Consider the following 26476-nt stretch of genomic DNA (forward strand, 5'->3'; position numbering starts at 1 on the left):
CCCGAGGCGCTGCAACCGAGACAGGACGCCGCCGAGCGATGACCGAGAACAACGATGCCGGGGCCGGGCCCACCAATCGCGTCGCACCTAAACGCGGTCGCGTCGCGATAGGGGAGCTGACGTTGATCGTGCGGCCGGCCGGTAGGCCGGCAGACGTCCGGGTCTACACCGACAATGAGGCGACCGAGGCTCAGGCGTACGCCGACGAGGTTGGCGGACAGGTCGAACGACTCGGGGAAGCCACGAGCTGACTCCGCTGGCGCTGCGCTGCCGCCCTCCCCGGCGGGTCGGTTGCCACAGGGCCATCGTGGTTGCGTTGTGCAGGTGGGCGATTCGCAGCCCGGGGTTTTGTCGGTACGCAAGCCTTTCCACGAAGGATGCCGCCAGGCGAGGCGAGGGGCCGGGCGAGTGCCCGGCCCCCTCGCTGGGGCTAGCTGAGGATGTCTACAACGAGATGGGCTGTTGCGATGAGGATCTGGATGATCCCGAGGATGACCATCGCTTCCATTTTCACCCCCTTCCGAAGGTCTGAGTGGCTGAACCACGTGGGCCCTGGGTGCGGATATAGCTCCGCCTGGACCTGTGACCACAATCAGACCCTCAGAGTTGGAGGGAAGCCCTCATAGAAAGAGGGATGTGAAACTTAGCACGTCACATGCCGGAGATCAATAGGTTTCCCAGGAGAATTTGGTGCGAGCGATGTGCGCTTGCCTGCGAGGGCCCTGGTGCCCCCGGTCAGACTCGAACTGACACTGGACGGGTTTTGAATCCGTTGCCTCACCGCGCGCCGTATGTCGGATCAGGAGCGGCGTTGTGCGGTCCACTGCCAGTCCGGGAACTCGGCCTCGATGCGGCGGATCCGCTCGGTGGCGAGCTGACCTCTACGGTAGTCGGCGCGGCGGTTGGCGACCCACTGTCCGATCGCGAATCCTTCGATCACCGCCCGATTTCGGGCGTTGCTGGTGCCGTGCGCGGCGACATACCGATGCAGGTGCGCGATCCCGACCTCGAATGCGGCGGCCGCCGCCGTGGCCTGAGGCGACCACTGCCAGTCAGGAAACTCGCGCTCAAACACCTCGATCCGCTCCGCCGACAGTCGGCCTTTGCGGTAGTCGGCGCGACGATTCGTCACCCACTGTCCGAGGGCGAATCCGTCGAACACCTCATGCTGACTCACGGTGCTCGTCCCATGTGCGGCGACGTAGCGGCGCAGATGCGCCAGGCCGACGTCGAACTGCGCGTCGCGCACACTCCACTGCCAGTCCGGGAACTCGGTCGCGAGCCGTTCGATCCGCTCGGCCGACAGTCGGCCCTTGCGGTAGTCGGTGCGTCTGCTGGCCACCCACACGTCGATCGGGAACCCGTCGATCCTTGCGCCGCGCGGGGGAGAGCTCGAACCCTGTGCGGCGACGTAGCGATGCAGATGCGCGAGCCCGACCTCGAACCGTCGGTCATCAGGACCACCCATTACAGGCCACCGATCGTGCCCTGAGTCGAGCTGGTTCGGATGGTCCACTGCCAGTCCGGGAACTCGGTCTCGATACGGCGGATCCGCTCGGCCGACAACCGGCCTTTGCGGTAGTCGGCGCGGCGGCTCTGGATCCAGGTGCCGATCGGGAATCCGTCGATCACATCACGCCGGGGGGCGTTGGGGGTGCCGTGCGCGGCGACATACCGATGCAGGTGCCCGATCCCGGTCTCGAACGCGGCCGCGAATACTGCGGTCTGAGGGGTCCATTGCCAGTCAGGGAATTCGCGCTCAAACACCTCGATCCGCTCCGCAGACAGTCGGCCTGTGCGGAAGTCGGCGCGACGATCCCTCGTCCACTGCCCCAACGGGAATCCGTCGACCACCTCGTCGTAACCCACGCGGCTCGTCCCATGGGTGGCGACGTAGCGGCGCAGATGCGCCAGGCCGACGTCGAACATCGCCTCCCGTACGTTCCACCGCCAGTCCGGGAACTCGGTCTCGATACGGCGGATCCGCTCGGCCGATAACCGGCCCCTGCGGTACTCGGTGCGCCGGCTGCCGACCCAACTCCCGATCAGAAATCCGTCGATCGTCGAACCGTGCGGCGGCGAGCTCGAACCGTGCGCGGCGACGTAGCGATGCAGATGCGCGAGCCCGGCCTCGAACCGCTCCTCATAACTACTCATTCGAAGCTCTCCAGCTCACTCGATCAGCACCCCGGATCAGCGTCATCGGTTCCAGTCCTAGAAGTACACGGAACGGACGATCACGAACGAGATCGCAGCGGCAACGCTGGGCAGCACGAAGATCGCTGCCAAGATCGCCACGAAACGGACGGTTGTGGCCGTCGACCGCATCGCCTGGCCGATCGTTTTCCATGCGTACTTCGACCACGTGTGCGGCGGCCACGGTGGCGGTGTGCTCGCAGTCATGATTTCGCCTCCTGGGCAGCCTTTTTGGACTTCTTGCGTTCGTTCAACCTGCGCTTGCGCCGCGCTACGCGTCGTCGCCCCGCCCTCTCCTCGGTGCTGAAAACACCCGTCAACCCATAGTGGTGATGCTTGACGTACCCGAGCTTCGCGGACAGGTCTTCCTCCCACCGCAGTCGCTCCTCTATCAGGCCAGCGGCCATCAGCTCCTGGATACCCTTTGTCACCGTCTTGCCTGAGATCCCGTACCAGTCCTGCATCTTCTCCCGGAGGAGCTCGACGTCAGGCTTCTTCGTTGTCTCCTTCAAGACGATCAGCAGCACCGCGAGGGCGGCAGGACTCAGCGTCGCGAAGTGCTGCTCTGTCCAGAACTCATGAGGGAGGGTGAAGTAGGCGTTGTACCAATCCTTCTTCTGACCAGCCGGTGCAACGTAGTCGTCCTTCCCGTCCTCGCGACGCGGGACGATGCGGGTCAGTCGCCCTTCCCTTTTACGTTCGACCAGTCCCAGTTCCTCGAGCTCGCCCCACGTTCGCGACAACGTAGACGGCGACCAGGTGAGCGCGTTCGCTGTCCCCGGCCCCTCCGCGGTCAGTGCGCGAACCCACACCTCGGCCGCCAGCGGAGTGTGTCGCAAGGAGAGCCACGGCCACCACGTCAGCAGCAGCAGATAGAGGACCAGCGCGCGGTGATGCCGACCCTTCGTCAGCACGCCCACCGTGCTCGGCCGCGGCTTCGTCTCATCAGGCTGTTGGACGAGGACAAACCGGTTGACTGAGTACCTGCGCGGCGACCAAGAGAGCAACTTCTCCCGCGTCGCACCTGGGCTCGGTGCGGGTGGGGGAGGCGAGGGGACCGTGCCAGATCCAGACGCCGGAATTTGCTTGTCCATGAGCGTCAGCTTGCCACGAAACGGGAACCTATCGAATCCGGATCGGAAGCCTGCCGATTGCGGTGCCGTTCCATCTCATAGGGAATGCGATACTTAGTGCGATGCTAAGTGCGACACTTATGCGACGCTGATGCGAGATGCCACACCTCGATTTTGCAGATACGCGTAGTCGCTTGTTTCGCGACAAGACCATTGAGGTGATCTCAGATTTCTGTCGATCCGGCGTTGGTAACCCGGCGGATTGGGCATGTAGGCGTCCGGCGGTGCGCTTCGCGACTCGCTATCAGTGCGAGGAGCCGGTCGCCGATCCGTAGCTGATGTAGAGGCGGCGGGATCGTGTTGCGGTGGGAACCTCGGCAACGCGGCCGCGTCGAGCTGGCGACCTGGCCCTCATCGTGCGGGCGGCCACCCGGCCAACCCGCCGGGAGCTCCGTACTACACCGCTGATGAGCTCGACGAGGCCCAGGCCCAGGCCCAGGCGCACGCCGACCAGACCGGAGGACGGGTCGACCGGCTCGCGTAAGTCGTAAACCCGTCTCCGGTGCGCTCTGCCGCCCTCCCTCGACGGTCGGTTGCCGCAGAAGTGGCGTCGTCACGTCCGGTAGCCGTCTCGACGTTTTCAGGCCGCGTCGGACCCCTCGCATAAGGTTGTTCCCCATGCTGACAGCCTGGGCCGACGAAAGCGGGTCGCGGCCGGACATGGACCCCGGCGCGTACTTGATGTCGGCCGCCCTGTGCGATGAAGAAGACGTAGACGCCCTCCGTCACAGGATGGAAGCTCTACGCCTAGCCGAGCCTAAAGTGCACTGGCACGGCAGCAGCGAACAACGCCGAACTGAGCTCGTCACTGCGGTCGCGCAGCTCCCTCTGACCGGGTTCGTTGTTGTGCACGTTGACAAGGACTCCTCGGATCGGCGACACCGACGAAAGTGTATGGAGTTCCTACTCCCACATCTCGCTGATATGCCGTGCTCCACGATCACTCTCGAATCACGCGGTCAACAGGACGCCAGCGATATGGACATGCTGCAAAAGCTCCGCGCGCAACGCGCCGTGGCCTCGACACTGCGGATCGATCATGCTGTCGGTCGTAACGAACCGGCCCTGTGGGTTGCCGATATCGTGTGCGGCGCCGTCGTGCAACATCGCTGCGGCCGCGGGGACTACCTCGACATACTCGGCGCCGGAGTCGAAATACACACCATCGGCCCCTAAAAGACCGCGAGCCACAGGCCTCGTCGTCCGGCGAGTAATCCTGTGGCTCACTTCCAAACCCACCGCAATGGGCTGGCTACGGCTCCGATTGTAGCCTCACTACGTGGCTACACGCCACCCACGCCCGACGCCGTGAAGGCTTGTCACACCCTGTCCCTCCAGCGCTCGTTCGCCGACTGCCGTGTCATCCCGGCCGCTGCCCCGATGTCAGCCCATGACCGGCCCAAACGGCGAGCCCTAGCCACCGCGACGTCGAGTCGCGCGTCAGCCTCCCTGCGGGCATCCGCGGCGGCGCGGATCTCGGCCTCGACATCGAGAGGGTCGAGATGGTCACGCTGCCACACCGCGCGTGCGGCCTCCGCGACCTCAGGCCGATCGTCGGCATCGACGTCGCTGTCGGGGGCGAACACGCGATGCCGGGCGAGGTCCTCGAGGGACGCTGAGGGCACCCGCGCCCACTGCACCGGATCGGTCCAGGTCGACACCGCGGAACTGGACCGGCTGGCGCAATCGCACCGCAACAACCAGCCGACAATCTCGGCCGACGGCCGACGACGATCATCGTTCGGCCGCCGCTAGGCGCGGTAGAAGCCCCACGTTGCCGGAGGCCTTGAACTACGTCGATGGTAGTAGTGCCACAGTGGTAGTAGTGCCACAACGGTGCAGCGCCCCTGAGCACAACCATGGACCAACCGAAGGACGGCTGTCTACCGGTTACGGCCTCGAATAGCACTTCATTCTTTGGAGCCGATCGCCGCTGTCCTCCGTGATCTGGGCCGTGCAGACCGGGACGACGGTCAGAGGCCGAATGCGCCGCCGCTGACGAGGATGACGATTCCGAGAACGATCAGCACGAGCGGGAACAGGATGTGTTCCCACCGTTCCAAGATCTCGGCGATGGCCTTGCGGGTGGTGAGGAACTTCGCGGTGAACACCAGCACGGCGACCAAGAGCAGGAACACGACCGAGTAGGCGACGATCGCCGCTGTACCCACGGTCGCGAAGACCGGGACGTAGACGCCGATGTTGTCGCCGCCGTTGGCGAAGGTCACCGCCGCCACCGTCCAGACCGCGACCTTCTTGCCCTCGAACCGTTCATCGTCGTCGCCGTTGTTGCGCCATGCTCTCCAGGCGGCGAGCAGACCGAGCAGCAGAGGAATGAGCCCGAAGTAGGCGATGGCTTCTTCGGGCAGCAGCGCCGTGACTCCCAGCGCTACGAGGACCGACGCGGCGAGGATCGCTCCGAAACCGAGATATTGTCCGGTCGCGATGGCGGCCGTTGTTCCGCGGGTTCCCGCGCCGCGGGCGAAGAACAGCGAAAGCACGATGATGTCGTCGATGTTGGTCACCAGGAAGAGTCCGATGGCCTGCAGGATCGAGGTAACCATTCCGGCGGATGCCCTTTCTCTGGGAGTGCACTGCTGCTCGGCTGACACGCAGTTGTGTCGCGTGCCGTAGCCGCTGTCATGGGAGTGGCTATTTCAGTTTCGATCACGCGCCGGTGATGTCGGCGCGGGCGCAGGAGTGTGGTTGGGGAGTTTGGCGGCGATGGCCGCGGCCAGTAGTGCGCTGATGGCGGCGCTGGCAAGGAACACTGCGGACATGGCGTGGCTGTAGGCGTGGGCGCTGGACGCGGCCAGATCGGCGCCCGCTGGGCCGGGAATCTGGGTCGCGGCAAGTTGCGCTCCGGCGATGTTGTCACGCGCCGCGCTGACCACTGGTTCGGGCAGGCCGCTCAGGTGGGGGTCGAGGTCGCGGGTGTAAACGACGGTGAGCAGGGTGCCCAGGATCGCGACGCTGAACGCGGCACCGACCTGTCGAATGGCCATCAGCAACCCAGCTCCTGCGGCGCTGCGATGCTCGGGCAGGCTCGCCATGACCGCGTCGACAGCCGGCGCCAACGCCAGCCCGGCTCCCAGGCCCACGGTCGCCAGGCACACCGCGACGAAGCCGTAGCCGGAGTCGACGGTGATGCGGGATGCGAGCACGAATCCGGCCGCGGCGATCACCATGCCGGTGGCGATCGGGATTTTGGCGCCGAGTCGGGTCACGATCTTGTCCACAGCGGCTGCGGCGACGATGATCGCCAGCACCAGAGGCACCAAGCGCAGGCCGGTGCCGAAGGCGTCGTGGTAGCGCAGTATCTGCAGGTATTGCGGCAGCACGAACAGCACGCCGACCAGGGTGAAGGTGCCCGCGGTTGCGGCCAGGGTGGGCCAGGTGAAGGCCGGATTGGTGAACAGTGCCAGATCGACCAATGGGTCGCGGGCACGGCTTTCCCACACCAGAAATCCCGCGATCAGCCACACACCGGCCGCCAGAGCCGCGAGCACGACGGGATCGGTCCACCCGTACGCGGGAGCCTGGATGATGCCGAATACCAGCGCCGCCGTACCGGGCACGGCGGTGAGGATCCCGAGCCAGTCCAACGCCGGTGCATGCGGGTCGACCGATTCGGGCAACAGCACCACACAGGCAACCAGGGCGGCGACACCGACCGGGACGTTGATCAGAAACACCGAGCCCCACCAGAAATGCTGCAGCAGCCAGCCACCGACGATCGGCCCCAGCGGCAACCCGACACCCAGTGCACCGACCCACACCGCGATCGCGCGGCGACGCTGGTCGGGGCCGAACAGGGTCGGCAGGATCCCCAGCGACAGCGGCACGATGATCGCGGCCCCGATGCCCATGACCGCGCGGGCGGCGATCAGCGAGCCGGTGGACCCGCTGAAAGCGGCCCAGGCCGAGGCGGCGACGAAGGCGACCAAACCTATCAGCAGCAGCCGTTTGCGACCGTAGCGGTCACCGAAGCCGCTGGCGGGCAGCATGAGCGCGGCGAAGACCAGGGTGTAGGCGTTGACGATCCACTGCAACTGGGTGGTGCTCGCGCCGAGGTCTTGGGCCAGGGTGGGCAGGGCGACGTTGAGAACCATCAGGTCCAGCCCGACGGTGAGCAGGGCGACGACCAGCGCCGCCAGCCCTGCCCACCGACGTGACGGGCCCGGCTCAGTCCCGGTCGTCGGCGTGGTGTTCGGGTGAGAGTGGTTCTCGCTCATCGGAGTTTCCGATCAGAGTGGCGATGATGAGGGCGGTCGCGCCGAGCACGATGAAGGTGTCGGCGAGGTTGAAGGTGGGCCACCAGCCGGTGTGCAGGTAGTCGGTGACCACACCGTCGGGGGCCCGGTCGATGACGTTGGCGGCGGCACCGCCCAGGATCGCGGCGAGCGCGACGCGGGTGAGCAGGTTCGCGCGCGGCGCGACCACCCATCCGCCGACCGCGACCGCGGTGGTGATCACCGTGGTGAGCGTGAGCATCACCCAGCTCGGTGCGTCGGCGGCGATCGAGAACGCCGCTCCCGGGTTGAACGCCAACTTAAGGTCCACCGGACCCGCCTCGATCGGGGCCCCGGCCAGCGTGGTCTGCGCCCACGCTTTGAGCGTGAGGTCGATACCGGCCAGCGCGGCCGCGGCAGCGACCCACCGCAGTCGCCGCCCCCACCGCGACACGGTGGGAGCAGACGACGCGGTGGCGGTCACGCGGGCGCTCCGGCCAGTACCGGTGCGGGCTTTGCCGCCGAATCGGTCAGCGAGGCCAGGGGTTTGGTGCGTCCGGCGCGGACACCGTTGGCGATGACGACGATCTCGGCGAGTTCGTGCACCAGCACCACCGCCGCCAACCCGAGAATCCCGAACAGCGCGAGCGGGATCAAGATCGTGATCAACCCCAACGACAAACCGACGTTTTGCAACATGATCCGGCGAGCCCGACGAGCGTGCTCGAGAGCCCGCGGCAGGTGCCGCAGGTCCTCACCCATCAACGCCACATCCGCGGTTTCGATAGCGACATCGGTGCCCATCGCGCCCATCGCCACACCGAGGTCGGCGGTTGCCAGTGCGGGGGCGTCGTTGACGCCGTCGCCGACCATCGCGGTGAACCGGTCGCTGCGCAGTTCGCCCACGATGTGGGCCTTGTCCTCCGGGCGCAGATCCGCGTGCACGTCCTCGATCCCCGCCTCAGCGGCCAGAGCGGCGGCGGTGCGGGCGTTGTCACCGGTGAGCATCGAGACCCGGATTCCCAGCGCGTGCAATCGGTCGATGACCTCGTGTGCCTCGGGCCGCAGTTCGTCGCGCACAGCGATCGCACCGATCACCTGGCCGTCGAGCTCGATCAGCACCGCGGTCGCCCCCGCGTGCTGCATCCGTTCCACATCGGCGGCCAGAACACCCGGTTCGATCCAGCCCGGACGGCCCAGCCGCGCCCGGCGTCCGTCGACGCGGCCGGTCAACCCGGCACCGGTGACCGCCTCGACGTCGGTGGCGGGAGTGACGGTGTCGACGGCGGCGAGGATGGCGCGGGCGAGGGGATGTTCACTGCGCGATTCCAGCGCGGCCGCGACCGCCAGCACCCGGTCCCCGTGCACACCGCCGGTGGCGGCGATCTCGACGACGGCAGGCTTGTTCGCCGTCAGCGTGCCGGTCTTGTCCAGCGCGACCTCGCGCACCCGGCCCATCGCCTCGAGTGCGGCACCGCCCTTGACCAGCACACCCAGCTTGCTCGCCGCACCGATCGCGGCGACCACGGTCACCGGCACCGAGATCGCCAGCGCGCACGGTGAGGCGGCGACCAGCACCACCAGCGCACGTTCGATCCAGGTGACCGGATCCCCGAAGAGCGCGCCAATCACCGCGATGGCTGTGGCGGCGATCATGATGCCGGGCACCAGCGGTTTGGCGATCTTGTCGGCCAAGCGTTGAGCGTCGCCCTTGCGGGCCTGCTCGGCCTCCACGATCCGCACGATCCGTGCCAGGGAGTTGTCCTCGGCGGTCGTGGTGACCTCGACGGTCAGCACACCGGTGCCGTTGATCGCCCCGGCGAACACCTCCGCGCCCGGCCCGGCTTCCACCGGTACCGATTCGCCGGTGATCGCCGAAACATCCAGCGCGCTACGCCCGTCGACGATCACCCCGTCGGTCGCGACCCGCTCACCGGGGCGCACCAGCATCCGATCCCCGACGCGCAGCTCGGCAGGGGCGATGACGGTTTCGGTGCCGTCGCGTAGCACGGTGGCCCGGTCCGGTACCAGGTTCAACAGGGCGCGCAGCCCGCGGCGGGTGCGCGCGACCGCGTACTCCTCGAGGCCCTCGCTGATGGAGAACAGGAACGCCAGCATGGCGGCTTCGCCGACCTCGCCGAGGATCACCGCGCCGATCGCGGCGATCGTCATCAGCGTGCCGACACCGATCTTGCCCTTGGCCAGCCGTTTGAGCGTGGAGGGGACGAAGGTGTATGCACCGACGAGCAGTGCGGCGATCTCCAACCCCAACTCGACGGCGCGTGGGCCGCCGGTCCAGCCGACGATCAGTGCCGCGACCAGCAGCACTCCGGCGACCGCGGCGACGCGCAGTTCACTGACTTCCCAGAGCTTTTCGGGTTCGCGTTCCTCGGCCTCGCCGTCACCGGCGGGTTCGTCGTGGCCGCAGCCGCATGCGTCGCTCATGCTCGTACCTCCGCGCTCTCCGTCTCGGTGGTGGAGTCGGTGCCGTAGTTCGGGCACAACGCCACCGCATTGCCTGTCGCCGCGAGCAAGGACTCTGCCGAGGCGAGTAGGTCCATCAACTCCGGGCGGGCCAGGCTGTAGAACACCTGCCGCCCTTGCGGGCGGCCCACGACCAGCCCGCAGTCGCGCAGGCACGCTACGTGCGCCGATACCGTTGACTGAGCCAGTCCGAGCCCGGCCATCAGGTCCAAGACCCGCGCTTCCCCGCACGCCAGCCGGTGCACGATCGCCAACCGTGTCGCATCGGAGAGGCTGTGGAACAGGGCCACCGCCGGATCCAACCCCTGCGTCTCGACGAGGCAACCCCCGCCGTCATTAATCGCCATAAAGCGATGATAGCGGCGAAAGCTATTGATATCGAGTGAGAGTGTGATTAATCTCGTTTCAACGATTACATCGTGATATGGCGATCAATTCGTGGTCGCTACGGAGGGAGAACGCGTGAACCAGCAGAAGTCCGCCGTCGTCGAGAACTCGCCTCAGCAACCATCGCCGCCGGGCTCGCCCGGAGTGCTATATCGGTGGGGCGTTCTGATGGCCCGGCGCAGACGTGCGGTCCTGGCGGTCTGGGGACTGCTGCTGGTGGTGTGCGCGGTGGCCTACCCGCTGCTCGAGAACCGGCTCGGTGCGATGGATTTCGGTGTCGAGGGCTCGGAGTCCACCGAGGTGGATCGCCTGGTTGCCCGGCACTTCCCGCAGTTCGGTACGGAACAGGCGGTCATCGTGCTGCAGTCTGGCGCGGTCACCGCCACCGACGCCGAGTTCCGTGCAGCGGTGGCTCGCACGATCACCGCCGCCACCGCGGTCGAGGGCGTGGTCGACGTCGTCGGCCCCTACGACGGGCTGCCCGGATCTGATCCCAGATCTCGGCCGACGGTCACGTCGCGATCGCGCTCGCCGGCATGGACGGCGACATGGCCGAACGCGCGAAAGTCGCGCGCGACCTGCAAGACGCCATCGCCACCACCGGCGACGATTCCATCGACGTAGGGGTCACCGGGTACTCGGCGGTACAGAACGCGGCCACCGAACTGCAGAACGCCGACCTGGCCCGCGCCGAGGCAATCGGCATCCCGGTCGCGCTGGTCCTGCTCGTCCTCGCCCTCGGCGCCCTGGCCGCAGCGGCGGTCCCGATCGCAGTGGCCATCGCCGGGATGCTGACCGCGGTCGGAGTGTTGTTCACCCTCACTGCTGTGACCGCGTTCGATTCGCTGACCGTGGCCATGGCCACCATGGTGGGCCTCGGCGTCGGTATCGACTACGCGATGTTCATCGTCAGCCGCTTCCGCGAAGAACTCACCCACCACACCGGGCCAGACCATGCCGCGATCAGCGGCGCCGTCGGTCGCTCCCTCGCCACAGCAGGCAAAACGATTCTGGTCTCGGGCTTGGTGGTGATGATCTCGCTGTGCGCGTTGATCATCATCCAGGCACCGATCTTCCGTGGCATCGCCATCGGCGTCGCCACCGCCGTCACCAGTATGCTCACCGTCGCCGTCACCCTGCTACCCGCCCTGCTCGCCGCCTTGGGCCCGGCTGTCAACCGCGGTAGTCTCCCGGCCCGCTGGCGCCCTGCCGACAGCGCCACCGACGCTCCCGGCGTTCTCGGTGGCCGCTGGGCGCGCTGGGCGTATCTCGTCATGCGCCGACCCGTCCTCTTCGGCACCGCGGCCGCAGCGGTGCTGGTCCTCGCCGCGCTGCCGGTATTCGGGATCCGCTACGGCCTCGACATGGGCACCACCGCCCTCGACGACACCCCGACCGGACGCGCCAGCACCGCATTGAACACCAACTTCCCGCCCGGAGCACTCTCCCCGGTCGAGATCATCGCCACCGGCCCCAGCGACACCCCACTCACCGCAGACGCCGAAGCACGGGTCAACCGATTCCTGACCGAGATCGACGGCGACGCCCGCATCGACACCGTCCTGCCCGCCCAGCTCAATGACGGTCGAATGCTCGCGATGGCGATCCCCTCGGTCACCTTCGACTCGATGGCCGCCACCGACCTCGTCCGCGACCTGCGCAACACAGCCGCCGGCGCAGCCGGAGCCGAGATCCGCATCGGCGGCAGCACCGCCGAATTCGTCGATCTCTCCGACGAAATGACCACCAAACTTCCGCTGGTCGTAGCCCTGGTGCTGACCGCCTCGCTGGTCTTCCTCATCGCCGCTTTCCGCAGTATCGCCTTACCCCTCAAGGCCATCGCGATGAACCTGCTCGCCACCGGCGCCGCCCTCGGTATCACCGTCGCGGTGTTCCAGTGGGGTCTGGGCGAGAACGTCCTCGACTTCACCAGCCCCGGATTCGTGCAGGTCTACCTACCCACCGTGGTGTTCGCGCTACTGTTCGGGCTCTCGATGGACTACGAGGTGTTCCTGATTCGTCGCATCCGCGAATACTGGGACGCCAGCGGCGACAACCAGCGCGCCGTCGCGGCCGGGCTCACCCACACCGCACGCCCCATCACCGCGGCCGCCGCGATCATGATCGCCATCTTCGCAAGCTTCCTCACCGCCGACATCCTCGAACTCAAACAACTCGGACTCGCCCTTGCCGTCGCCGTCGCCATCGACGCCGTCCTCATCCGCCTCGTCCTCGTCCCCGCCCTCATGCGCCTGCTCGGCGGCTGGAACTGGTGGCTGCCCGCCCTCAGGTTTCGCCCACCCAACACTCGCGCACCACGGGCCGCCGCTGAGTAGCGCGGCGATCAGACCAGGTTGATTCGTCGCGGACACGGGACCGGCCGCCGGGGCCACACCGCCCTCGGGGGCAACCGTCACGGCCGGTCTGACCTTCGAGTCGAGTCGAAGGTTCAGGGTCGCGGGGTGGTGATGATGCGTATTACCCAGCTGGCGCGGCGGAGCGGTGTCCCTGCCACCAGCTGCGGCTCTACGTCGGATCTGGCCGAGTTCGTGGAGGCCGGACCGTTCCTGGAAGCGTTCCTCGTGTTGATCGTCATCCCACTGACGCTGGCGTGGCTCACCCCAGGTGTACCGCGCGCCGGGACCGGGCAGCGGGTCTCGGCGCGCGGTGAGCACCGGCGATGGCGCCGTTGATGGCTACGGTGCTGATCACCGTGGTGGCCTCGCAGGCGCCAAACTCGGTGACGGCCTGAGCCAGGTCGCGGCGGTGGTGCGGGCCGGAGTGCCCGCGTCGCCGGAAGGTGTGGCTGCGCAGCCCTCATCGCAGCCGCGGGCGCGAGTCATTGGCGGGACCAGATCAGTCCGAGGAGCCCGAGTCCGATGGGCGAATCCGAGCGGTTGGAGCCATGACAGGCTCACCAGCAGCGTGCCGCTGCTCAGTGCTACGGCCGCGATCAGCAGCGGGGCACCACCGCGCAACAGCCCAGGCAGCAGTGCCGCGGTCCCGATGCAAGCCCGCCAGCGGCGTGTCTAGGTCGCAGCAGCCACAACGGCCTCCCCCGCAGCTCGCCGAGCCACCGCTGCCTGGCGCTGGGTTCGGTGTCGATGGGACAGGGCAGCAGGGGGATTCGCTGCGCTCGAGCAGGTCTTCGCGTCCGGCCGCCAGCGCGGCGGCCAGGGTGTCGCCGGACCGCGGTGAGTTCGGCGAGCTCGGCATCGACCTCGGCGAGCTTGACACCCAGTCCCAGCCGCGGTGAACCCGCCGACGGTGAGCGGCTGCCGAGACGTGAGGGCTGTCGAGGGCGTTCATGTCCGGTCACCGTCCGGTACCTGGTCGATGCGGGTGCAGCACGTCAGGGCGGCGGCGTTGTCGGCCGCGAGCAACCGGGCGAGCAGCACCAGTTCGGCCACGCGCGGGTCTCCGACCGTGTACCGCAGCTTCTTGCCGTCACGGCGCGCGACGATGTATCCGCAATCGGCCAGACACGACAGGTGCACCGACACCCGCGGCTGGGAGATGCCGGCGTGGGCGACGCAGTCGGCCGAGGTGCGTTCGCCGGCGAGGATGTATTCCAGCAGCTTCAACCGGGTCGGATCCGACAGGGCGCGAAAGAACTTCGCCGTCGTATCCAGATGTGTGCACGCCAGCTCGTCGCCGGGCACGGCGGTCGTGGACCGGGACATGGGGCACCTCCACACCACTTGAACTATTCGCTTAAGCGCATAGTATGAGCCCTGTAGGTATTCGTCAATGCGAATAGCAGCCGTTGGCTGGCGACGCGGTTGCTCAACCCCTCAGGAGGCAGGCGTGGCCACGACACAATCCCGTCCGGATCTGGCGATCGTCGGGTCCGGTTCGGCGGCGTTCGCCGCCGCTATCGCCGCGGTCGGCCACGGCAGGTCCGTGGTGATGATCGAGCGCGACACCGTCGGTGGCACCTGCGTGAACGTCGGGTGTGTGCCGTCGAAGACGTTGCTGGCCGCCGCGGAGGCCCGCCACGCCGCAGCCGCCGCCGACCGGTTTCCCGGCCTGGGTGCCGCTGCGGTGCCGCTGGATTTTCCGGGCCTGATCGCCGGTAAGGACGCGCTGGTCGCGCAGCTGCGGGCAAACAAGTACATCGAGCTGGCGGGCGAGTACGGGTGGGAGATCGTCTCCGGCACGGCAGTGTTCGACGGCACGAGTGCGGCGCCGGGGTTGCGGGTCGGAGCGAACGACGGCGGGACCCGGGTGATCGAGGCTGGCCATTACCTGATCGCGACCGGTGCGACGCCGTGGATCCCGCCGATCGACGGTCTGGTCGAGGCCGGGTATCTGACCTCGACCACCGCCATGGACCTGAAGCGGCTCCCGGAGTCGCTGATCGTGATCGGCGGCAACACTGTCGGGCTCGAACAAGCCCAGTTGTTCGCCCGCCTCGGCACCCGGGTGACGGTGATCGAGGCCCTGGGGCGGCTGGCGCCGGGCGAGGAACCGGAAATCTCGGCCGCGATCGAGGCTGTCTTCGCCGATGAGCATATCGCCGTGTTGACCGCGGCCACCGTCGAGAAGGTCCTGGCCGGTGGCGGCCACAAGCTGGTGAGCGTGCGCACTCGGGCCAGGGTCAGCGAGCTGCGGGCCGAACACGTGTTGGTCGCGACCGGTCGCCGCCCGAACACCGCGGGGCTGGGCCTGGAGGCGGTCGGGGTCGGTGTCGACGGGCGCGGCGCGGTGATCGTCGATGACCGTCAGCGCACCGACAATGCCCGGATCTGGGCGGCCGGGGACGTGGCCGGGGGCCCGCAGTTCGTGTATGTGGCCGCCGCGCAGGGAACGCTGGTGGCCGACAACGCGTTCGCCGACGCGGATCGGGTCCTGGACTACGCCACAGTGCCGCGGCTGACGTTCACCAGCCCCGCCATCGCCGCCGTGGGGCTCACCGAGGCCGAGGCGGTGACGGCCGGATACCGGTGCCGGTGCCGGACGCTGGCGTTGTCGAGTGTGGCGCGGGCGCTGGTCAATCGCGATACCCGTGGCCTGGCCAAGATCGTCGCCGACGCCGATACCGGCCGGATCTTGGGCGTGCACGCGCTGGCCGAGGGTGCCGGAGACCTGATCACCGCCGCCGGATACGCGATGACCGCGGGTATGACCGTCGACCGGCTCGCCCACAGCTGGGCGCCGTATCTGACCATGGCCGAAGCGTTGAAACTGACCGCCCAGACCTTCACCACCGACGTGACGAAACTGTCCTGCTGCGCAGGCTGACGATCTCCTCCAGGAAAGGCCGAGATGAACGGGCACATGACGATCGGCGTGTTGTCGGCGCGGACCGGGGTGAGGGTGAAGGCGTTGCGTGAATACACCGACCTCGGGCTCATCCACACCCTGGGGCGCAGCGCGGCCGGCTACCGCCTGTACACCGATGACGCACTGTGGTGTGTGCGGTTCATCGGCGAGCTGCGCGGGCTTGGGCTCACCATCGCCGAGATCTGCCAGCTCACCGATGACGCCGTCGATAGTGGAGACGGAGCGGTCGGCGCGCGTCTGGCCGAGCTACTGGAGCGGTCGCGACAGCGGCTGCACCGCCGGATCAGCGACGCCCAGCAGATCCTCGACCGCATCGACGACTTCACCAGCATCCACCGTGCGCGGTGGGCCGCCGACGATGTGTGCTGGACCGAGGTCCGTGCCGATGCCCGACGCGGGCTTGACTCTGCCCCCGGGGGCAGACCCTACCGTCATCGACATCGCACCCGACGCATTCTCGGAAAGGCTGACTCTCATGAGCACCGACTCCATTCCCGCCGACGTTTTCGCCACGATCGCACCAGCCGACCGTGACCGGGCGCTGCTGCGGGCCGCGCTGCGGCTGCTGGCCCACGGAGCGCCGGTCACCGTCACGGAGTTGGCGGCCGCAGCCGGTGTCGACGCCGGAGATCTCGAAGAGACACCGATCGGCGCCGACATCGAATACGACGAGCAGGGCCGGGTCCTCGGGTGGGGATTGACCCTGAATCCGACCCCGCACCGATTCACCGTCGCAGGCCATCAGCTCTACACCTGGTGTGCGCCCGACACGCTCGTCTTCCCCGCCGTGATCGGGGCGAGCGCACACGTCGAATCCGAGTGCCCGGTTACCGTCAGCGCCGTGCGATTGACCGTCGATCCAGTCACGGGAGTCACCGACCTGCAACCGGCCGCCGCGATGGTGGCCTTCGTCGACCCCGCCGGGATCCGGGGCGGGCAGGTCCGCGCCACCTGCTGCAATCCGCAGATGTTCCTGGCCACTCCCGACGCCGCCGAGCAGTGGCGATCCGAGCATCCTGGGATGACCGTGCTACCGGTCGCCGACGCCTACACCCAGCTCGCACGCCCACTGGCCGAGGCGCTCATCGACCCGGCCGGCGAGGCGCCGTGCTGCTGACTCAGAACAGGGTGTCGCGCACCCACAAGGGCCGGTACCCGGTCGGGCCGAGCTGGGCGAGTTCGGCGTCGATATCGGTCTTGAACGCGCCGAAGAAGACCTCCGATCACACCAAGAGGTCAAGCCGCGATCTCGAAGGACGCGTCCTGAGCGGGCCCGAACGCCTTGATCGGGTCGTAGTGCTGACCGGTTTGCAAGCAGTAGTGGAGCTGCCCGAGCAAGCGGTCGAAGAGGTGCCGAAGCGCAGCGGCGTGCCGATCGCCGCGGTCGCGTCCTCGGCGTTAATGGTCTTGGGGTGCGCCGGCTTTCGCCATCGCGGCGAACGCCCAAAGGAATCCTGCAGCGTTGAGTCGGTTGTTCTTCACCACGCGGCGGGTAATCGAGATGCTGCGCCCGGAGGCCCGCGTGATCAGCACAGAACCGGCGTAGGTCCTTCAGCGAACGGGCGTCGGTGAACCGCTCGCGGTCGTCGCCGATCTCGCCGAGCACCCGAGCGCCGGAGAGGTCAGCCAGGCCAGGAAAACTGGTGATCACCGCGTAGTCGGGGTACTGCTGGAATGCCTCGGTAGTGGCCTCGGTGAGCTGATCCACGGCGGCGCATTCAGCATCGACGCCACCCAGCAGCGCGAGGGCCTGGCGGCCGAAGGCATCCGCTGATCTACAGATCGAGAGTCAGGGTGGCGGTGCGCGCTCGAGATACGCACGGGTAGATGACTCCGGTGACGAGCGCTACTGACACGAGTGACGAATCCCCAGGTCGCCAACTGACATCCAAATGACGGATCTCAGGCCACGTGTTGCATCTGATGCAATATGCAGGGGCTTACTTGACATAAGATACGTTATCGGCGAATTGCTTTGCACTGCAATATGTTTCGTCACCAGTGACGAAAGTGTGCCGGAATCACGGGATCGAACGCATCGACGTGGTGCAACCGGTCGAGTTCGACGGGGCACGGTCGCTTTAGGGCGTTGGTGGGTCGACGGACACTTTCAACTTCAACGTACGTCTACTGAATGGGACCCGGCCTCCCTCAAGGTGTTCCAACGCCAAGGCGTTAAGTTCGTACCGCTCGAGTGAACCCACCGCTTCGATCTGGCCATGTCCGGCGGTTGCTTTCATCGTCACGATCTGCTCCGCATCGCCGCTCACGACTATGCCCGGACTGCGGGTGGCAAACAGATATTGGCGGCTGCTGCGCAGCGAACGTAGACGATCGACGAGGTACTCCTCGATCCACGGGGCGTGCAGCGCATCCTCTGGTTGATCGACGAGCACCGGTGTGTCACCGTCGGCGAGCAAAATGACCAGGATGGCCGTGCATCGCTGGCCATGAGCGAGTTGTTCGATCGCCGTGTAGGTTTGGTCGCCGGGCTTCTTGAACTTGATGGTGAGGACATCGGGACGGTCGATGGCCTGCAGATTCAGTAGGTCCTCCCACAAATTGCGTTCGTCGATGTTCGTGAGCAGCTTGGCGAGACTCGCCATGTCGATTCCATGATCGATATCTACGAGTTCGGCGAGGTTATGCGACCACATTGAGCGGACGAACCTCAGCGGATGCGTCCGAAGCGCGAGTTCATTCAGGAAGTCCTCCCTGACCCGTGAGCCCACCTTGATCAGGTCGAGCGCACGGCGAAACTCAGACTGGTCCCCTTGGTTGGGAACGTCGAGCTTGACGAAGCCAGCCGCCTTCGCGTTGAGGTCTATGACCCGCGCCCGGCGCATGTCCCGCCGTGTGCGTCGCGCAGCGTGAAGGGCGTCGGTGAGGTCATGTCTTTCCTGCTCCAGTCGAGCCAGATCGGGCCGAGCGCGATGTTCAAGCGCGGCCCTGGCAGCCTGGAGTTGAGTGAGTTTGGACTGCAACTGTTCGAGGCTCGCGCGCAAAGCCGTAAGAGATGCTTCCGGATCAATCTTGTCGAGTTCTTCATCGAGGCGGATCTTGAACTCGTCGAACCGCGTTCTCCACTGACCCTCAATGCGCGCCATGGCCTTCGCAGCCTCGGCGATCGCTTCGAGAATCTGCGTGCGTCCCGTGTCGAGGCGTTCGCGTAGAAGTGCCAGCACGGCATTGGCTTCGAGGAACAAGCCAGCGTTCTCGCCCACTGACTCGTGCAATTCGGCTTCGGGCAGATTGAACGCGGGCGCGTCGAGGTCGGCGAGGTCGTTCCGTGTGCCGTGCAAGCTGGTCTGCTCTGCGGTCCACCCCGACTGCTCCTTCACCGTCTCGGTTTTGAACAGTTCCTCGAGTTGGCGAACTTGTTCGCCAAGTTCCGCCCCGCCAGCGGTCTCGGATTCTAATCGCTGGACGCGTTGCCGAGCCGCGATCAGTTTTCCGGCGTTGACCCGCAGGCCCCCGATCGCGGCTTCGATGGAGGCGTTGACCGCCTCCAGGTCGATCGACGCGTCAACCAGGGCCATGCGACCAACCGGCTCTCGGGAGTACTCGAGGATCTCTCCTTGCGAGAACGCCGCGATCGGGCAGATGAGGGCGGGGTCGTCGTTGATTTCAGCCCAGTCGCTTCCGGTCTGTTGCAGGACGCGGGCAGCTGGCGATCCGCCGGCGTTGTACGTCCGCTCCATCCGGTATCGCACGCCGTCGCCGGCGACATGCACGACGACCGTGCTGTTGTTCATCAGCGCCTTGTCCATCCGCGAGTCGATCTCGGTTCGAATGTGAGGAAAAGCGATGGCGTCGACCTGCTGGCTCAGAACGAATCGAATCGCCTCCAGTACCAAAGACTTGCCCGCCCCCGTGCCGCCAAGAAGGCAATTTAAGTCTGGCGAGAAGCGGATGCGTTCGCCGCCGAGGAATCCACCCAGGAACTCAATGTCTTCGATGCGGGTGTAGGTGGTCGGAGCTGGCTGCTGCAGCAAGACGCGCAACTGCGGGTCGGCGAGCGCGTGGCGGAGTCCAATCAGATCCGGGCGGCTGGCCTTTATCCAGGTGCGGCGCGCACCGATTCCGGACAGCGCATGATGGCTTTCGTCCTTGTCCCAGGTGTCCGATCCGCGGACGAAGGCCATGTTTCGTTGCTCGCCGAGTTTGTTACGGACGTCGTCTGCGGTGTCGAGGTGAACGATCTCAACGGCGCAGACGTCGTCGTGCAGCAAGATCTCCCTGACGTGAGCCGGAACCGTCAACCGCATCAGCCCTTTGTCCTTCTCGATGTGGGCAGGTATGGCCAACCCACCGGAGGCTGCGATCTTCGTCGCGGCGTCGGCGAAGCCAGCGTTGGCGCTGATGTCCAATTTGCCGCGGTCTGCTTGGCCGATGTTGAGCTTCACCAGGACCTCTTCGATCAGCGCCGGGTCAGTTCCTTGCTCCCAGATGGCGAGCAGATGGCCCTCGTTGGTGCTGATCTCGACCCCGGGCAGGACGACGAGTGGAGTGCCGACCGCTGCGTCGGCGATGTGACTACACCAGGAGACCGTGTTGTGGTCTGTGATGGCGATAGCGTCAAGGCCGGCGGCAAGCGCGGCCTCGACAATGTCTCCGGGCGTGCCGTAATGCTCGTCCTTGGCGTCGCTAGAACCGGGCGTGTGAACGTGCAGATCAACTGCCCAGAAGCGCGCTGCAGCAGTCATTGATCGACAACCCTCCGATCGCCTGAGAAAACATGGGGCAGGCTGACACGCAGTCGGCTAACGCTGCGAAACCTCGATCGACGATACAGAGACTGCCAGTCCGCATCGAGCCGTTTGCGTTCTGTCGGCCCCGGTCATAGGTCAGAAGGAAAGTGAGGCGCACATCCCTGACTTCGGCGAGCCCGGCCCCTCAGAGATCTGGCAGATCGGTGTCGCGATGACACATCTGACCCGTCACACCACCACCCCTGACGAGTGCTACTACCTGATCTGGGACGGCTGTCCCGACGTCGAGACTCTCTGCGAGCGGATCGGTGCCACCAGAATCGACCTCACCGACGAGGCAGGCGTGGCAAGCATCGCCAGCGGCGCACATAATCTCCGGGTGTGGCGGAACTGCCCAGTAGGCTAGTCAGGAGGGCTACTGAAGGGGGCGACATGAGTCCGTCGGAGAGCGATAGTACCGACTCCTCGAAGAAAGTTCAGGCGGCTACCGCGCGGATCGCCGCCCAGGCTGTTCCGAGAATCGATTTGACCCCCTCCACGATCAGCGCGATCAACAAGGCTGCAGCTCTATCACCCGTCTACTACCGTGCCCGGCCAGAGTCGTTGGAAGCGCTGCGCAGCGTTCTCAGCGCCATCACGGGGTGCTGCTGAACCGTCGCAGGCGCGGTCAGTTGAGCACCTGCGTCAGGCCCCCCTCATAGGCAACCGCGCCACGCAACGCAAGGCACATAGCGGTGCGTGGCGGAAACCAAATGAAGAAGTGTCACCACCAAGACCCCTCACTCTGTCACCTATGGCCTGATGCAGAACTGTCACCGATGTCTTGCGAGATGACACTCTGTGCATGTTCGACCACTGGCCCCGACACCCGAACACTGCGCGTGTTCGACCCGCCGAAGCCCGTTGTTGTCGACATCGCGATCGCGGCCCCCTCGTGCGGCCGCTCCTATGCGGCCGGCGGGGGAGTGTCACTGCGAGTCCGCGCATTCGGAGCCCGGATCGAGCCGACCATGCCCGCACTGCTATTAGCGTGGCTCCAAACCTCAAACGGCCTCTGGCGCGGGATATGTCAGATGCCAGTCGAGAGCGCCAACCGCGTCTCCTCGGCCACCATCACCATGTGGGTGCCGCCCGAAGCACTGCAACCGCGAGAGGGCCCAGCACCGCAATGACTGACAACAATGACACGGGGGCAGGCCCCACCAACCGCGTCGCACCCAAACGCGGCCGCGTCGAGTTGCCTGACCTGACGCTCATCGTGCGTCCGGCCGGCCAACCCGCCGGCATCCGCACCTACACCGCCAACGAGCTCGACGAAGCCCAGGCGTACGCCGATCAGACCGGGGGACAGGCCGACCGGCTCCAATAGTCACAAACAGCTTCTCCGCTGCGCTGCGCTGCCGCCCTCCCCGCGGTCGGTTGCCACATGAGCGGAGTGGTGACGTTTGAGCGAGAGGAGGGGCTCAGAAAGCCGTCCATGTGTGTCCCCTGAGCCCTGTCGAGTCGTACCAGACCAATAGGGTGTTCCATCATGTTGACGGCGTGGGCAGACGAGAGCGGGTCGCGCCCGGACATGGACCCCGGCGCGTACCTGATGTCCGCAGCCCTCTGCGACGAAGACGACGTCGACACCCTCCGCGCAGCTATGGAAGCGCTGCGCTTGGCCGAGCCGAAGGTGCACTGGCACGGCAGCAGCGAGCAACGACGAACCGAACTCGTCACCGCGATCGCCGAACTACCCCTGACAGGGTTCGTCGTCGTGCACGTCGACAAGGAATCCTCGGATCGCTGGCACCGATGCAAATGCATGGAGTTCCTACTGCCGCACCTGGCCGACATGCCTTGCGCCACGATCACGCTGGAATCCCGAGGCCAACAGGACGCAAGCGACATGGACATGCTGCAAAAGCTCCGCGCCCGACAAGCCGTCGCCCCGACTCTGCGAATTGACCACGCTATCGGCCGTCACGAACCGGCGCTGTGGGTTGCCGACATCGTGTGCGGTGCCGTGGTGCAACAGCGGTGCGGCCGCGGGGACTATCTCGACATACTCGGCGCCGGTGTCGAAATACACACCATCGGCCCCTAAAAGACCGCGAGCCACAGGCCTCGTCGTCCGGCGAGTAATCCTGTGGCTCACTTCCAAACCCACCGCAATGGGCTGGCTGCGGCTCCGATTGTAGCCTCACTACGCGGCTACACGCCACCCACTAGCCCGAGGCGCGCATGACATCGCGGCGCAGCGTTGCGGCCAGGTCGGTGTTGCTTGTGTGCTCGGCTGCGGTGGTGAGGATGCGCGCGATCCGGGTCAACAGTGCCGGTGGGGCCGGCACTGGTCCGCTACCTGAGGTGTCGGTCCGGATGAGTCCGGCGACGTGAGTGCCATTCCTATTGGGGCGGTTACATCCCGGATGCTTCGCCGCCGCAGCCCGCGCGCCACGGTGCCGAAACTGTCGACGCGAGCGATGCAGCATCATCGTGCAAAACAAGACTATCCGGATCGCTGGTCACGGATAACCCAGCCGCCTCATGGCTTCCGGATGGGGACCTACTGGCCTTCCCGCAAGCCAGTAGGTCGCCTTATCTGTTGTCGACAACCGATGAGGTAACGCCTGACGGTATGTGCCGGTGCTACCAGGCCCTGTAGCGGTTGGAGCCGAGAGGACGGCACGGTGGTTAACGGCGGCGCCAGGCACGGGTCCGGTTGACAAACGTGCCGGTTGCAACTACTGCAGCAATGCTTGCGCCCACTTGCGTACAACAGGGACAAGGGGGGTCAGGCCGCGGCTGCGGGAAACGTGTCCTTGGGTGTCTGTGTTCGTCGGTCGCTAGCGGACTCAGGTTCGCCCGGCCCTAGACTAGGCGTGGTCCGTACCGACGGGCAGGGTGACCAGACCCCGCAAAGGTCGGACGCGCCGACCACGACGACACGCACGGCTCGAATGTCAGTCGACGGTGTACTGGACCAGAAGAACCAGGCGTCGCGGCCATCCATCGAGAACCGGGTGTCCATACTTGTCCAGCTTCTTGGAGGGACGCGTCTTGGACGATGTGACCGAGCTCGAGTTGGCAGGTCCCCGATAACCGGTCCAGTCAGTTCTAGAGCCAGTTCCTAACTTGCAGTTGATCAGTCGATCTCGCAGCCCACGGGGTGATGCCGGTGGGTGCATCCGGCACTGTACTCGGCCGGGGTCTGGTAGCCCAGTGCCGAGTGGCGGTGCCGATGGTTGTGGTCGTCTTTGAAGTCGGCGATGACTACACGGGCCTCGAGCAACGTCGGCCAGCAGTTGCGGTTGAGGCATGATGCGCCCTGGGTTTCCCGGAGGCTCGGGTTATGGGATTCCGACCCGGTGTTGGTCGGCCCGTGACTGATCGTAGATGATGGTTTCGAACTCGACGGGTGGGATGTTGCCGAGATAGCCGTGGAGGCGTTCGGTGTTGTGCCAGTGCACCCAGCCCAGGGTCGCCAGTTCGACGTCGTCGACCGTTTTCCATGGACCGGTGCGGGCGGGTCCGTAAATTAATTCCGCTTTGTAGTAGCCGTTCACCGTCTCGGCCAGAGCGTTATCGTAACTGTCTCCCACGGTCCCGATCGAGGGTGTCGCCCCGATCTCGGCGAGACGTTCCCCGTAACGCACGGAGGTGAATTGCGCGCCCGCATCAGAGTGACACCGTAAGCCCGGCAACATGTTTCCCCGATTCCATCGGGCCATCCCGATCGCATCGAGGACCATCGCAGTCCTCATATGCGAGGCCACTCGCCACCCCACGATCATCCGCGAGTAGGCGTCGATGATAAAACACACGTACGCCACGCCCGACCACGTCGGGACATAGGTCAGATCGGTGACCCACAGTTGATTCGGTGTAGTCGCGGTGAACTCCCGTTTGACCAGATCCGGGTGGCGCGGCATCGAGGAATCGGGGCGGGTCGTGCGGACCCGCCGGCCGCGCCGCGCGCCTTCGATTCCGAGTGCGTGCATCAGTCGAACAACCTGGTCACGACCGATATCGTGTCCAGCGCGACGCGCAGCTTTCCATAGCTTGCGAGCACCGTAGACCCGGTAGTTGTCTTCCCACAGCTGTCGTAGCGCAGGGGCGAGGACAGCGTCACGTTGCGACCGCGCCGAGGGGCGGCGGCTCTTGATGTCGTAGTAGGTACTCGGGGCCATCCGCACACCTGCGCTGCGCAGGACGGCGAGGATGGGCTCAACCCCGAATTCTGCCCGCTGATCATCGATGAACGTGACTACTTCTTGTGTTGGCGGTCGAGCTCCGCCCCGAAGAAAGACGCTGCTCGTTTCAGTATCTCGTTGGCTCGCTTGAGCTCTCGGACTTCTTGTTCGAGCTCTTTGACCCTGGTGGCCTCTGTGGTGGTGACACCGGGGGTGTGTCCGTCATCGATATCGGCCTGGCGCACCCAGGAGCGGACCGATTCCACTCCGTAGCCCAGTTGATGAGCTACCCGTGAGACGGTGCCCTGCTCGGTGCCCAGTTCGGCCCGCAAACTACGGACCATGCGGACCGCGGCAGCCTTCTCTTCTGAGCTGTACCGACGGCTGGTCGGCTTCTTCCCTGACGGCGATCCTGTGGCCATACCTGCATCCTCGTTTCCAAGGTCAGGAGTCTCCAAGATTCCCAGGCGTGTCAGCATTCGTCGCGCAGCCGGTTGTTGAACGACTCGATAAACCCGTTGTTCCACGGTGTGCCGGGCGGAATGTAGGAGATCCCCACCGACCCTGCACAGAACGCTCGGAGGGCCTCTGAAATGAACTCGGGGCCGTTGTCCATACGCAGCACCATCGGCGGGCCACCCCAGATCGCGAAAACCTTCTCAAGCTCCTCGATCAACCGCTCCGCGGTGATCGAGCGATCGACGATGTTCAGCAACGACATCCGGGTGTGTTCATCGACCATCGAGGCGATCTTGATCTTGTGTCCATCGACGGTGGAGTCGAACTGAAAGTCCAATGCCCACACCACTTTCGGCGCATCAGCGACCACGACCGGCACCGACGACTGGCCCGCCCGCTTGCGGCGAGGCGCCCGGCGTACCTGCAGCCCTTCCTCCTTCCACAACCGGTGCACCTTCTTCTTGTTGACGGTGTCGCCCTCGTCGAAACGCAACCACGCCCACGCCCGACGGAACCCATGACGAGGGTTCTTGCGGGCATAGGTCCGTAGCTGCTCACGCAGGCCAGCGTCGGAATCTGCAGGTGTCTGAGCTTGCGGCAGCTGCCGATAGGCGGAGCGGGCGAGCCCAACAACCCTGCACGCCTTACGTTCTGACATGTTCATGCGAGCTTTGAGCATGTCTATGGCGGCGCGTTTGGCAGTTGGGCTCAGAATTTTCCCCGCGCAATCTCCCGCAGCGCGTCCTTCTCCAACTCGGCGTCGGCGAGCAGTCGCTTGAGCCGACTGTTCTGATCGCGCAACTCTTTGAGTTCCTTGGCGGCGTCGCCGTCCATGCCGCCGTACTGGCGGCGCCAGTTGTACAACGTCGCGGCCGACACCTCGAGGTCGGCGGCGATCTCCTCACCGGTCTTACCTTCCGCGGCCAACTCATCAGCTCGGCGCAGCTTGCGCACGATGTCCTCGGCCGAGTGACGCTTACGTCCCGCCATGATTCCTATCGTCCCTTCGCGCCCTCATCAGGGCAATCAAGACTCTAGAACCAACCGGACCGGTTCACGGGGGACACGCCAAAAGGCGCAGCTGCGCAAAAGTATTCGTGGGGTATCGGATCGCGGGTGGTGCGTAATGGACCAGGAGTTCAATGACCGTCTCTGCGCTTATGCGGTGCCGGTCTATGACAGGTCGCCGCGACCGATAGCAGCTCTAAATCTATCGATCATGCACACATCGACACCCCACAACGACTCCGAAACAGAGCTGATCACAGCGATGACCAATACGGCTTCGCGAATCGAGGCCGACCTCCGACTGCGCCTGGGCGCAACCGATCGAATCCAGACCCACTGAGAACAGAACCGTGACAGAAGGCCGGTGGTTGTATGTCTGTGCACTCGACGGGCGTTGCGCCGGG

Annotated in this window: 29 protein-coding genes, 1 tRNA gene and 1 other annotated feature; of the genes, 12 read left to right on the forward strand and 18 right to left on the reverse strand. The window is 65.8% G+C overall.

Annotated elements, in window-relative coordinates:
• Positions 1-38: 38 nt before the first annotated feature.
• Positions 39-251 carry a hypothetical protein gene (locus ABW18_RS21440; protein WP_005179525.1) on the forward strand — a complete coding sequence of 71 codons (213 nt, stop codon included), beginning with the start codon at positions 39-41 and terminating at the stop codon, positions 249-251.
• A gap of 472 nt (positions 252-723) precedes the next feature.
• On the opposite strand, the gene ABW18_RS22825 is transcribed toward ABW18_RS21440, so the two are convergent.
• The 5 genes from ABW18_RS22825 to ABW18_RS21460 all read right to left on the reverse strand — a co-directional run bounded on the left by ABW18_RS22825 (position 724) and on the right by ABW18_RS21460 (position 3110).
• Positions 724-845, reverse strand: a tRNA-Leu gene (locus ABW18_RS22825).
• Positions 800-1468 (reverse strand): helicase associated domain-containing protein, encoded by a 669-nt coding sequence (locus ABW18_RS21445; RefSeq protein ID WP_005179528.1) that lies wholly within the window; start codon positions 1466-1468, stop codon positions 800-802. Before ABW18_RS21445 ends, ABW18_RS22825 begins: the two co-directional genes overlap by 46 nt.
• Positions 1468-2157 (reverse strand): helicase associated domain-containing protein, encoded by a 690-nt coding sequence (locus ABW18_RS21450; protein WP_005179533.1) that lies wholly within the window; start codon positions 2155-2157, stop codon positions 1468-1470. Before ABW18_RS21450 ends, ABW18_RS21445 begins: the two co-directional genes overlap by 1 nt.
• Positions 2158-2214: 57 nt before the next feature.
• Positions 2215-2403 (reverse strand): hypothetical protein, encoded by a 189-nt coding sequence (locus ABW18_RS21455; protein ID WP_005179548.1) that lies wholly within the window; start codon positions 2401-2403, stop codon positions 2215-2217.
• Positions 2400-3110, reverse strand: coding sequence for a helix-turn-helix transcriptional regulator (locus ABW18_RS21460; RefSeq protein WP_235434485.1), 711 nt, complete (start codon positions 3108-3110; stop codon positions 2400-2402). Before ABW18_RS21460 ends, ABW18_RS21455 begins: the two co-directional genes overlap by 4 nt.
• 837 nt (positions 3111-3947) lie before the next feature.
• Here ABW18_RS21460 and ABW18_RS23280 point away from each other — a divergent pair.
• Positions 3948-4505, forward strand: a complete 558-nt coding sequence (locus ABW18_RS23280) for a hypothetical protein (protein ID WP_005179554.1) — start codon at positions 3948-3950, stop codon at positions 4503-4505.
• Positions 4506-4648: 143 nt separating this feature from the next.
• On the opposite strand, the gene ABW18_RS21470 is transcribed toward ABW18_RS23280, so the two are convergent.
• The 6 genes from ABW18_RS21470 to ABW18_RS21495 all read right to left on the reverse strand — a co-directional run bounded on the left by ABW18_RS21470 (position 4649) and on the right by ABW18_RS21495 (position 10392).
• Positions 4649-4990: a hypothetical protein gene (locus ABW18_RS21470; RefSeq protein WP_005179558.1), complete on the reverse strand. Its 342-nt coding sequence runs from the start codon at positions 4988-4990 to the stop codon at positions 4649-4651.
• 312 nt (positions 4991-5302) lie between these two features.
• Positions 5303-5893, reverse strand: coding sequence for a cadmium resistance transporter (locus ABW18_RS21475; RefSeq protein ID WP_005179560.1), 591 nt, complete (start codon positions 5891-5893; stop codon positions 5303-5305).
• Positions 5894-5986: 93 nt separating this feature from the next.
• Positions 5987-7564 carry a DHA2 family efflux MFS transporter permease subunit gene (locus ABW18_RS21480; RefSeq protein ID WP_049701014.1) on the reverse strand — a complete coding sequence of 526 codons (1578 nt, stop codon included), beginning with the start codon at positions 7562-7564 and terminating at the stop codon, positions 5987-5989.
• A complete protein-coding gene (gene lspA / locus ABW18_RS21485; RefSeq protein WP_005179567.1) occupies positions 7515-8045 on the reverse strand; it encodes a signal peptidase II in 531 nt (176 codons plus the stop codon). Before lspA ends, ABW18_RS21480 begins: the two co-directional genes overlap by 50 nt.
• Complete coding sequence (locus tag ABW18_RS21490; protein ID WP_005179568.1) at positions 8042-10006, reverse strand: heavy metal translocating P-type ATPase; 1965 nt, start codon at positions 10004-10006, stop codon at positions 8042-8044. Before ABW18_RS21490 ends, lspA begins: the two co-directional genes overlap by 4 nt.
• Positions 10003-10392, reverse strand: a complete 390-nt coding sequence (locus ABW18_RS21495; RefSeq protein ID WP_049701015.1) for an ArsR/SmtB family transcription factor — start codon at positions 10390-10392, stop codon at positions 10003-10005. The genes ABW18_RS21490 and ABW18_RS21495 overlap by 4 nt, the downstream gene beginning before the upstream one ends.
• A gap of 115 nt (positions 10393-10507) precedes the next feature.
• Here ABW18_RS21495 and ABW18_RS23285 point away from each other — a divergent pair, with 115 nt between their 5' ends.
• The 3 genes from ABW18_RS23285 to ABW18_RS21505 all read left to right on the forward strand — a co-directional run bounded on the left by ABW18_RS23285 (position 10508) and on the right by ABW18_RS21505 (position 13125).
• Positions 10508-11056, forward strand: coding sequence for a hypothetical protein (locus ABW18_RS23285; protein WP_005179572.1), 549 nt, complete (start codon positions 10508-10510; stop codon positions 11054-11056).
• Positions 10981-12768, forward strand: a complete 1788-nt coding sequence (locus ABW18_RS21500; RefSeq protein ID WP_235434486.1) for an MMPL family transporter — start codon at positions 10981-10983, stop codon at positions 12766-12768. Before ABW18_RS23285 ends, ABW18_RS21500 begins: the two co-directional genes overlap by 76 nt.
• A gap of 135 nt (positions 12769-12903) precedes the next feature.
• Positions 12904-13125, forward strand: a complete 222-nt coding sequence (locus tag ABW18_RS21505; protein WP_005179582.1) for a hypothetical protein — start codon at positions 12904-12906, stop codon at positions 13123-13125.
• Positions 13126-13737: 612 nt separating this feature from the next.
• Here the strand turns inward: ABW18_RS21505 and ABW18_RS21515 are convergent.
• Positions 13738-14115 carry an ArsR/SmtB family transcription factor gene (locus tag ABW18_RS21515; protein WP_005179587.1) on the reverse strand — a complete coding sequence of 126 codons (378 nt, stop codon included), beginning with the start codon at positions 14113-14115 and terminating at the stop codon, positions 13738-13740.
• A gap of 124 nt (positions 14116-14239) precedes the next feature.
• On the opposite strand from ABW18_RS21515, the gene merA reads away from it, so the two are divergent.
• Genes merA through merB form a run of 3 tightly spaced genes read left to right on the forward strand, consistent with a single transcriptional unit; the run spans position 14240 to position 16835 of the window.
• The gene (gene merA / locus ABW18_RS21520; RefSeq protein WP_005179588.1) at positions 14240-15676 is read left to right on the forward strand and encodes a mercury(II) reductase; all 1437 of its coding nucleotides are present in this window, start codon (positions 14240-14242) and stop codon (positions 15674-15676) included.
• 24 nt (positions 15677-15700) lie between these two features.
• Entirely contained in the window at positions 15701-16252 is a 552-nt protein-coding gene (locus ABW18_RS21525) for a MerR family transcriptional regulator (RefSeq protein ID WP_005179589.1), read from the forward strand.
• Entirely contained in the window at positions 16194-16835 is a 642-nt protein-coding gene (gene merB, locus ABW18_RS21530) for an organomercurial lyase MerB (protein ID WP_005179592.1), read from the forward strand. The genes ABW18_RS21525 and merB overlap by 59 nt, the downstream gene beginning before the upstream one ends.
• Before the next feature lie 964 nt (positions 16836-17799).
• Here the strand turns inward: merB and ABW18_RS21540 are convergent.
• A complete protein-coding gene (locus ABW18_RS21540) occupies positions 17800-20424 on the reverse strand; it encodes an AAA family ATPase (RefSeq protein WP_005179594.1) in 2625 nt (874 codons plus the stop codon).
• A 217-nt stretch (positions 20425-20641) separates the two neighbouring features.
• Between ABW18_RS21540 and ABW18_RS21545 the strand changes: the two genes are divergently transcribed.
• The 3 genes from ABW18_RS21545 to ABW18_RS21560 all read left to right on the forward strand — a co-directional run bounded on the left by ABW18_RS21545 (position 20642) and on the right by ABW18_RS21560 (position 22519).
• A complete protein-coding gene (locus ABW18_RS21545) occupies positions 20642-20836 on the forward strand; it encodes a hypothetical protein (protein WP_005179596.1) in 195 nt (64 codons plus the stop codon).
• A 762-nt stretch (positions 20837-21598) separates the two neighbouring features.
• On the forward strand, positions 21599-21799 hold the full coding sequence (locus ABW18_RS21555) for a hypothetical protein (RefSeq protein ID WP_040519378.1): 201 nt from the start codon (positions 21599-21601) through the stop codon (positions 21797-21799).
• 162 nt (positions 21800-21961) lie between these two features.
• Positions 21962-22519 carry a hypothetical protein gene (locus tag ABW18_RS21560; RefSeq protein ID WP_005179606.1) on the forward strand — a complete coding sequence of 186 codons (558 nt, stop codon included), beginning with the start codon at positions 21962-21964 and terminating at the stop codon, positions 22517-22519.
• Between the two features lie 121 nt (positions 22520-22640).
• On the opposite strand, the gene ABW18_RS23385 is transcribed toward ABW18_RS21560, so the two are convergent.
• The 5 genes from ABW18_RS23385 to ABW18_RS23295 all read right to left on the reverse strand — a co-directional run bounded on the left by ABW18_RS23385 (position 22641) and on the right by ABW18_RS23295 (position 26054).
• Positions 22641-22763, reverse strand: coding sequence for a hypothetical protein (locus ABW18_RS23385; protein ID WP_265416843.1), 123 nt, complete (start codon positions 22761-22763; stop codon positions 22641-22643).
• Positions 22764-23557: 794 nt separating this feature from the next.
• Positions 23558-23848, reverse strand: a complete 291-nt coding sequence (locus tag ABW18_RS23535; RefSeq protein ID WP_083444495.1) for an integrase core domain-containing protein — start codon at positions 23846-23848, stop codon at positions 23558-23560.
• Positions 23763-25027, reverse strand: a protein-coding gene (locus ABW18_RS21570; protein WP_227918568.1) for an IS3 family transposase whose coding sequence is annotated in 2 segments (ribosomal slippage) — positions 23763-24721 and positions 24721-25027 — 1266 coding nt in all. Because the reading frame shifts where the segments join, the coding sequence is not laid out codon by codon here. Before ABW18_RS21570 ends, ABW18_RS23535 begins: the two co-directional genes overlap by 86 nt.
• Positions 24594-24725 (reverse strand) — a sequence feature (AL1L pseudoknot). Its footprint overlaps the gene before it by 132 nt.
• A 50-nt stretch (positions 25028-25077) precedes the next feature.
• A complete protein-coding gene (locus tag ABW18_RS21575; RefSeq protein ID WP_227923720.1) occupies positions 25078-25779 on the reverse strand; it encodes an IS3 family transposase in 702 nt (233 codons plus the stop codon).
• Entirely contained in the window at positions 25773-26054 is a 282-nt protein-coding gene (locus tag ABW18_RS23295) for a transposase (protein WP_005180712.1), read from the reverse strand. Before ABW18_RS23295 ends, ABW18_RS21575 begins: the two co-directional genes overlap by 7 nt.
• On the opposite strand from ABW18_RS23295, the gene ABW18_RS22590 reads away from it, so the two are divergent.
• The gene (locus ABW18_RS22590) at positions 26053-26412 is read left to right on the forward strand and encodes an IclR family transcriptional regulator domain-containing protein (protein ID WP_083444496.1); all 360 of its coding nucleotides are present in this window, start codon (positions 26053-26055) and stop codon (positions 26410-26412) included. The two genes, ABW18_RS23295 and ABW18_RS22590, sit on opposite strands and share 2 nt — an antisense overlap.
• The last annotated feature ends 64 nt before the right edge of the window (positions 26413-26476 follow it).

Source organism: Gordonia jacobaea, from assembly GCF_001186365.1.
GTDB classification, from domain to species: domain Bacteria; phylum Actinomycetota; class Actinomycetes; order Mycobacteriales; family Mycobacteriaceae; genus Gordonia; species Gordonia jacobaea.